This is a genomic window from uncultured Pseudokineococcus sp. (assembly GCF_947495735.1).
In the GTDB taxonomy this organism is placed as follows: Bacteria; Actinomycetota; Actinomycetes; order Actinomycetales; family Quadrisphaeraceae; genus Pseudokineococcus.
The window spans coordinates 1-7,094 of sequence record NZ_CANMAA010000029.1 but is presented as its reverse complement, the minus strand read 5'-3'; the positions used below and the strand labels follow the sequence as shown (position 1 = coordinate 7,094).

Sequence of the window (7,094 nt, the reverse complement as noted above, 5' to 3'; positions counted from 1 at the left end):
GCGGCGGCCTACCCGGTCATCGAGCAGATCCGCCAGGAGTACCAGGGCCGCCTGAGCGTGGTCGCCCGGTACTTCCCGCTGCCGGGGCACGCCAACGCCGAGAACGCCGCGGTCGCCGTCGAGGCTGCTGCCGCCCAGGGCGCCTTCGAGGGCATGTACCAGCGCATGTACGACACCCAGGCCCAGTGGGGTGAGCAGCAGGAGCCCAAGGCCGACCTGTTCCGCACCTTCGCGGTCGACCTCGGGCTGGACATGGCTGCCTACGACGCTGCGGTCGCCGACCCGGCGACCCTGGCGCGGGTGGGCCGCGACCTCGCCGACGGCCAGGCCCTGGGGGTGCAGTCCACCCCGACGTTCTTCCTCGACGGCCAGCGCATCCAGCCGACCAGCGTCGAGGACTTCCGCGCCCAGATCGACGCTGCCCTGGCAGCCCGGCAGTAAGCACCAACTAGTCCGAGGGCCGCACCGGCCATCCCGACTCCCCCAGAGGATCAGCACCAGTGAGCTCTCCCTCTCGTTCTGCCACTTCTGGCTCCGCCAGCCTCCGCCCCGCTTCCCGGGCAGGTCTTCGGCGGTCGCTGGCCGTGGTCAGCGCCGCCGTCGTGGTGTCCCTGGCTACCGGCGCCTCCCCGGTGGCCGCTGCCCCCGCCCCCGCGCAGGGGCAGGGGCAGGCGCCGGCGGCGCAGAAAGAGGCCGTGGACCTGGCGCTGGAGGCCCTGCAGGACGACCTCGTCGGTACGTCGCAGGAGCTGACGGCGGCCTACGCCGAGTACGCCGCCGTCCAGGAGCAGCTACCCGGCGCCCAGCAGGCCGCCGACCTGGCCGTCCAGGTCCAGGACCGCGCCCAGGCCGCGGCCGACGACCTCGCCAACCGGCTGCAGGCCTCGCGCACCGCGCAGGAGGCCGCCGCGGCCAGCGTCAAGGACAGCGAGGAGTCGATGGACGCCTCCTCCGCGGCGATCGGGCGCCTGGCCGCGGACTCCTACCGCCACAGCGGCACACCCCAGACCCTGTCGCTGGCGATGAACGCCGAAGACAGCGCCGACTTCGCCTCCCGGACCGCGGCGATCTCGGGGGTCTCGGCCACCGAGGCCGACCTGCTGGCCAGCGCCGCCTCCGACCAGGCCGTGCGCTCCAGCGCGACCTCGCGCCTGAGCGCGGTCACCGAGCAGGTCGGCGACCTCGAGGCCGAGGCCCGCGCCCAGCTGGAGGTCGCCCAGCAGGCCGCCGAGCAGGCTCAGGCCCGCAAGGCCGAGATCGAGACGCTCGCCCAGCGTCAGCAGGCCGCGGTCGCCACCATCGAGAGCCGCCAGGCCGAGGAGCAGGCCCGCGAGAACCAGCTGCAGGCCGAGTCCGATGCCCTCGGGACCCAGCTGCGCGCGATCGCCGAGGCCGACAAGGCCCGCGCAGCCGCCGAGGCCGCCGCTCAGGCCCAGTCGACCGGTCAGGACCAGTCCGCCTCGGCAGCGCCGCAGGCGCAGCGTGCACCGTCTGTGGCCAGCCGCTCCGCCGGCCGTGACAACGGCGCGACGCTACGGCGCCCAGAGGGACGCGTCTCCTCCCCGTACGGGATGCGGATGCACCCGATCCGCGGGTACATGCGGATGCACTCGGGCGTGGACCTGGCCTCCGGGTGCGGCACCCCGATCCGCGCCGCCGAGGACGGCCAGATCGTCTCGGCCGGCTACAACGGCACCTACGGCAACATCACCGTGGTCAACCACGGCCTGATCAACGGGCAGTCCGTCGCGACGGCCTACCCCCACATGAGCGGCTTCACCAAAACCTCCGGGTCGGTCACCCGCGGGGAGGTCCTGGGCTACGAAGGCGAGACCGGGGCGGTCACCGGCTGCCACCTGCACTTCGAGGTCCGCGTCGACGGGGAAGCCGTCGACCCCATGGGCTGGATCTGAGGTCACTCACCAGCACTCGACCACCAGTCACCCCCGGCGGCCCCAGCGCTGGGGTGACTGCGTTCATGAGCTCCGCGTCCCAGGACCTCGACGGCTGCTCGCCACGCCGGGGCTGCTGCCCGACGACTGACACCCGTCCGGTGACTGCGGACGCTCGCGAACCACCTCGACGACGGCGAGGCGCAGCCGCCGCGGACGATCAGAGACCGGCGGGGGCCCGATCGTCGTCGGTTCCACAACACCTCGCCGGGGCTGGCAAGGCCGGCCTGGCGCCGCAGGGTCGGTCAGCCGCGCAGGGTGGCGGTGGTGGTGACGGTGTCGGTGATGGTGGCGATGTTGGTGAGGGCGTAGCCGAGGGCGGCGTCCTGCCACTGGGGGCTGAGGCTGGAGGTCGCGTCGGCGACGACGGTGACCTGGTAGCCGTGGTCGGCGGCGTCGCGGACGGTGTGCTCGACGGCCATGTTGGTCCAGGCGCCGACGACGACGAGGGTGGTGACGTCGAGGTTGCGCAGCATGGTGTCGATGCCGGTGCCGTTGAAGACGCTCATGCGGGTGCGGTCCAGGACCATCTCGTCCTCGCGGGGGGTGAGGTCGTCGACGACGGCGGCGCCCCAGCTGCCGACTGTGAAGGTGTCGGGGGCGAGCATCTGGAAGATCGGGGCGTTGTCGCCGGACAGGCCGGGCACGGGGTAGACGAGGATCCGGCTGTAGAAGACGGGGACCTCGGAGGCGCGGGCGGCTTCGAGCACGGCGAGGGTGTTGGCCACGACGTCCTGCTCGGTGGCGTGGGCGGCGGCGCCGGTGGCGGCGTAGGCGCCGTCGGGGTGGACGGTGTCGTTCTGCATGTCGATCACGAGCACGGCGGTGCTGGGCATGGCGGTCTCCGGTCTGGTGGTCGTGCACGGTGGTGCGGGGTGGTCGGGGCCGTGGTCGCGTCCCCGGGGTGAGGCGGGGTGGTCAGTCCTGCGGCGCGGGGGTGTGGGCGGTGACCTCGATGCGGCTGAGCCAGGGGTCCTCGAAGCGCAGGGTGCGTCCGTCGTCGGTGTGGGGGTGCTGGTGGTGGCGCAGCCGGCCGGCGAGGGCGTCGAGGTCGCTGCGGCCGGGGACGGTGATGGCCACGGCTCCGAGGCCGATGGTCGCGGCGCGGGCGCCGGCGCCGCGGCTGGCCCAGGTGTTCATGGCCATGTGGTGGTGGTAGCCGCCGGCGGCGACGAACAGGGCCCCGGGCCAGGCCGCGCGGACCTCGAAGCCGAGGGCGTCGACGTAGAAGGCGCGGGCGCGGTCGATGTCGCCGACCTTGAGGTGGACGTGGCCGACACCGGCCTCCCCGGTGCGGTCCTCCTCGAGGTGGCGCCGGAGGAAGGCGTTGGGGTCCAGGGGGTCGTTGGCCATCTGGACCTGGCCGTCCCGGTGGGTCCACTGGTCCCGGGGTCGGTCCCAGTACAGCTCGATCCCGTTGTCCTCGGGGTCGGTGAAGTAGAAGGCCTGGGAGACGAGGTGGTCGGCCGAGCCGACGTAGCGGCTGAGGTGGTGGCGGGCGGCGCGGGCGACGACGGCGGCCAGGTCGGCGCGGGTCGGGTACAGCAGCGCGGTGTGGAACAGCCCGGCTTCTCCGGCGCGGGGTCGGGGCAGCCCGGGGGTGTGCACCAGTACGACCAGGGGCACCTCGTGGCGTCCGAGGACGACGACGGAGGTCCCGGGCGCCTGCGCGGCGGGCACGGGTCCGGCGGCGGCCCGGTCCAGGTCCTGCAGGTCCAGGGCCTGGCGGTAGTAGCCGCTCATGAGCGCCAGGTCGTGCACGTGCAGGGTGACCGCGTCCATCGCGGTGCTGGCCGGCAGCACCGTCTCGGAGGGGTCGGCCGTGGTCGCGGGCGTGGTGGTCATCGCTGGTCTCCTGGGGTGCCGGCGGGCTCGGCGGGCGTCGTGGCGGGGTCGTGGACGGGTCGGTCGACGTACGGGGCGGCGGTCAGGACGGTGGTGATCCAGCCGGCCACGAGGGCGACGTCCGTGGCGGTCAGGCCGTGGCCGCCCGGGCGGCGGTGGGCGGTCAGGGCGGCACCGGAGTGCTGGTGCAGGTACTCCCACGTCTGCTGCTGCAGCTCCGGGGGGATGACGACGTCGTCCTGGCCCTGGACCACCAGGACGGGCAGGCCTTGCAGCCGCCCGGGCGTCAGGGGCAGACCGGCGTCGACGGGCAGGGTCGCGCAGACGGTGGCGAGCCCGGCGTAGCGGGCGGGCTGGTCCAGCACCAGCCCGCCGGCGAAGGTCGCGCCCCCGCTGTAGCCGACCAGCAGCACCGGCCGGCCGGGCGGTGCTTCCTGGTCCAGCCAGCGCCCGAACCAGGACGTCGTCGCGGCCAGGGAGGAGGCCACCGGGCGTCCGATCCCCTGGTTGGCGAACCACGCCCACCCATGGCCCTCGGCGATCGGGGCGCGCACGGCGACGTAGGCCGGTCCGGCCGGCAGGTGCGGGGCCAGCCCGATGATGTCCTGCTCGTCGCTGCCGCGGCCGTGCAGCAGCACCACCAGCGGCGCGGCCGTGTCGTCGGTCCCGTACCGGGCCAGCACGGGCCCGCCTGCGGTGGTGCTGTCCATGGGGTTTCTCCTGGTGGTCGAGGGAGTCGTGCGCGGCTGCTGCCCGCCTGCCGCGTCCGGCGGGCGGGGGTGTCGTGCGGGTCAGTCGAGGACGGCGAAGCCGCCGGTCCAGCTGACCTTCTCGGCGGCGGCCAGGGTGATCTGCAGGAAGCCCAGGGCCTCGAGCTCGCGGGCCCGGCGCAGCGAGCCGGCGTCGACCGCGCGCAGGCCGGCGGCGGTGACAAGGCCGGCGACCTGGGTCTTGGCGTCGGCGTCGTCCCCGGCGATCAGGACGGTCGTCGTCTGACCCCCGACGGTGCCGGTGGCCAGGGTGGCGGCGAAGGTGGTGTTGAACGCCTTGACGACCGTCGAGTCCGGCAGCGACCGGACGAGGTCGGCGGTGGCCGAGGAGTCGGCAGGCACGACGAGGGAGTCGAAGGTGGCGAAGTCGACGGGGTTGGTGATGTCGACGACGACCTTGCCGGCGAGCTCGGCCCCGCGGGTGGCGACGACGTCGGCCAGGGCGGCGTGCGGGACGGCGAGGACCACGACGTCGCCGGCGAGGGCGGCGGTGTCGCGGCGGCCGAGCAGGTCGACGGTGGCGCCGCCGCGCGTCAGGGCGGTCGCGATGGCCTGCCCCATGGCGCCGGTACCGATGATGCTGACGTGTGCCATGACTACTCCTGAAGGTTGTCGGGTCAACTGTTGAGGACGCTAGCACCACAACAGTTGATGCAACAACCTTGGCTGTGCCACGATCGGCCCATGGACGCCGCCCCCTGGCTCGACCGGTCCCAGCTGGCGGCGTGGGTGCGGGTGGTCTCGCTGCTGGAGCTGCTGCCCGCCGACCTGGACGGGCAGCTGCGCCGCGACGGCGGGGTGACGATGTTCGAGTACTTCGTCCTGGCGATGCTGTCCGAGGCGCCCGATCGCACGCTGCGGATGAGCGAGCTCGCGGCGCAGACCAACTCCACGCTGCCGCGCCTGTCCCACGTGGTCCGCCGGATGGAGGACCGGGGCCTGGTCACCCGCGCACCGCGCCCCGGGGACCGTCGCTCGACCGACGCACGGCTCACCGAGCTGGGCTTCGCCCATCTCGAGGCCGCCGCGCCAGGGCACGTCGTCCACGTCCGCCGCCTGGTCATCGACGCCCTGAGTCCCGAGCAGATCAGCCAGCTGACGGCCATCGCCGACGCCCTCCTGGCCCGCCTCGACCCTGACGGGGCGATGGCGGCGACCTACCACCGCTACGACCAGGCCCCTTCCGAGCAGCGGCGGAGCACCGACTGAGCACCGCCCCACCAGCACGACCCCTGCACCCGCCCGCTGCGCCGGGCTGGGTGCCCGACGGAAGGACGTGCCCCGTGCGCGCTGCCTGGTACGACCGGCGAGGCCCTGCGGCCGAGGTGCTGCAGGTCGGCACGGTGCCCACTCCCGAGCCCGGCCCCGGCGAGGTCCGGGTGCGGGTGCACCTGTCGGCGATCAGCCCCGGTGACACCAAGAAGCGCGGCGGCTACTTCGACGCCGCCATGCCCTACCCGCGCGTGATCCCGCACAGCGACGGCGCCGGTGTCGTCGACGCGGTCGGCGACGGCGTGGACCCTGCCCGCCTGGGCCGGCGGGTGTGGGTCTGGGGCGCCCAGTCCTACCGCCCCTTCGGCACGGCCGCCGAGCACACCGTCGTCCCCCAAGGCCTGGCCGTGGACCTGCCCGAGGAGGTGCCTGACACCCTCGGGGCCTGCCTCGGGATCCCCGGCATCACCGCCCACCGGGCCGTGTTCGCCGACGGCCCGGTGACGGGGACCACCGTGCTCGTGCACGGCGCCCTCGGCGGGGTCGCCACCATCGCCGCCCAGCTCGCCCGCTGGGGCGGCGCGGCCCAGGTCATCAGCACCGTCCGCCGCACCGCCGACCTGGACTCGGCCGCCGCACGGCACGACGGACCGGTCGTCGCCCTCGACGACGACCCCCAGGCCCGGATCACCGACCTCGCGCCCGACGGCGTCGACCGGGTGGTGGAGGTCTCCCTGTCCGACAACGTCGACCTCGACGCCGCCGTCCTGCGCCCGGGCGGGGTGATCGCTGCTTACGCCACCGCGCAGGCCCGCACCAGCCTCCCGTTCTGGCCGATGCTCTTCGACAACCTCACGATCCGGCTGCTCGGCAGCGACGACTTCCCCACCGCCGCCCGCCGGCACGCCGTCACCGACCTCACCACCGCCGCGGCAGCCTCCGCCCTGGACATCCCCGTCATCGAGCCGCTGCCTCTGGCCGACATCGCCCGCGCCCACGACCTCGTCGACGCCGGGTCCCGGAGCAGGGCCCTGCTGGCCATGCACTGATCACGGTCGGTGCGCCGCACCCCGCCGCACCCCGCTAGCGACCGCCCCCACACCAACCGCTCTCACCGCGCACCGGACGTCCCATCTCCCGCAGCACGAGCGAGCCGACCCCCAGGCCCGCTGGCGCAGCGACACGCGGAACGATCCACAAGTGTCCCAAAAAGGGCGTCCGTTGCTCCGGTGCTCCAGGCACTCGGTTCTGAAGGACGCGTTTTTGACGCACCCGCCGAAGCCTCTCTAGCCGAGTGCTCCAAAAACCATCGGAT

Annotated in this window: 8 protein-coding genes; 4 read left to right on the top strand and 4 right to left on the bottom strand. The window is 73.9% G+C overall.

What is annotated here, in order from left to right; translation table 11 throughout:
• Together Q0848_RS18775 and Q0848_RS18770 are read left to right on the top strand one after the other, a co-directional pair.
• Window positions 1-441: thioredoxin domain-containing protein (locus tag Q0848_RS18775; RefSeq protein ID WP_299040353.1), on the top strand; the 441-nt coding region annotated here is incomplete at its 5' end.
• Window positions 442-584: 143 nt separating this feature from the next.
• Window positions 585-1,913, top strand: a complete 1,329-nt coding sequence (locus Q0848_RS18770) for a M23 family metallopeptidase (protein ID WP_299040352.1) — start codon at window positions 585-587, stop codon at window positions 1,911-1,913.
• A gap of 284 nt (window positions 1,914-2,197) precedes the next feature.
• On the opposite strand, the gene Q0848_RS18765 is transcribed toward Q0848_RS18770, so the two are convergent.
• The 4 genes from Q0848_RS18765 to Q0848_RS18750 form a co-directional block, all read right to left on the bottom strand.
• Window positions 2,198-2,788 carry a cysteine hydrolase family protein gene (locus tag Q0848_RS18765; protein ID WP_299040351.1) on the bottom strand — a complete coding sequence of 197 codons (591 nt, stop codon included), beginning with the start codon at window positions 2,786-2,788 and terminating at the stop codon, window positions 2,198-2,200.
• A gap of 82 nt (window positions 2,789-2,870) precedes the next feature.
• On the bottom strand, window positions 2,871-3,797 hold the full coding sequence (locus Q0848_RS18760) for a VOC family protein (RefSeq protein ID WP_299040350.1): 927 nt from the start codon (window positions 3,795-3,797) through the stop codon (window positions 2,871-2,873).
• Window positions 3,794-4,507: an alpha/beta hydrolase gene (locus Q0848_RS18755; protein ID WP_299040349.1), complete on the bottom strand. Its 714-nt coding sequence runs from the start codon at window positions 4,505-4,507 to the stop codon at window positions 3,794-3,796. Before Q0848_RS18755 ends, Q0848_RS18760 begins: the two co-directional genes overlap by 4 nt.
• 81 nt (window positions 4,508-4,588) lie before the next feature.
• The gene (locus tag Q0848_RS18750; RefSeq protein ID WP_299040348.1) at window positions 4,589-5,161 is read right to left on the bottom strand and encodes an NADPH-dependent F420 reductase; all 573 of its coding nucleotides are present in this window, start codon (window positions 5,159-5,161) and stop codon (window positions 4,589-4,591) included.
• 90 nt (window positions 5,162-5,251) lie between these two features.
• On the opposite strand from Q0848_RS18750, the gene Q0848_RS18745 reads away from it, so the two are divergent.
• Entirely contained in the window at window positions 5,252-5,776 is a 525-nt protein-coding gene (locus Q0848_RS18745) for a MarR family winged helix-turn-helix transcriptional regulator (protein WP_299040346.1), read from the top strand.
• 74 nt (window positions 5,777-5,850) lie between these two features.
• The gene (locus Q0848_RS18740; protein WP_299040344.1) at window positions 5,851-6,828 is read left to right on the top strand and encodes an NADPH:quinone reductase; all 978 of its coding nucleotides are present in this window, start codon (window positions 5,851-5,853) and stop codon (window positions 6,826-6,828) included.
• Window positions 6,829-7,094: the final 266 nt, after the last annotated feature.

Excerpts from the sequence above, each read along its gene's own strand:
- Q0848_RS18765 (WP_299040351.1), bottom strand. The coding sequence starts at position 2,788 with ATGCCCAGCACCGCCGTGCTCGTGATCGACATGCAGAACGACACCGTC.
- Q0848_RS18760 (WP_299040350.1), bottom strand. The coding sequence starts at position 3,797 with ATGACCACCACGCCCGCGACCACGGCCGACCCCTCCGAGACGGTGCTG.
- Q0848_RS18755 (WP_299040349.1), bottom strand. The coding sequence starts at position 4,507 with ATGGACAGCACCACCGCAGGCGGGCCCGTGCTGGCCCGGTACGGGACC.
- Q0848_RS18750 (WP_299040348.1), bottom strand. The coding sequence starts at position 5,161 with ATGGCACACGTCAGCATCATCGGTACCGGCGCCATGGGGCAGGCCATC.
- Q0848_RS18745 (WP_299040346.1), top strand. The coding sequence starts at position 5,252 with ATGGACGCCGCCCCCTGGCTCGACCGGTCCCAGCTGGCGGCGTGGGTG.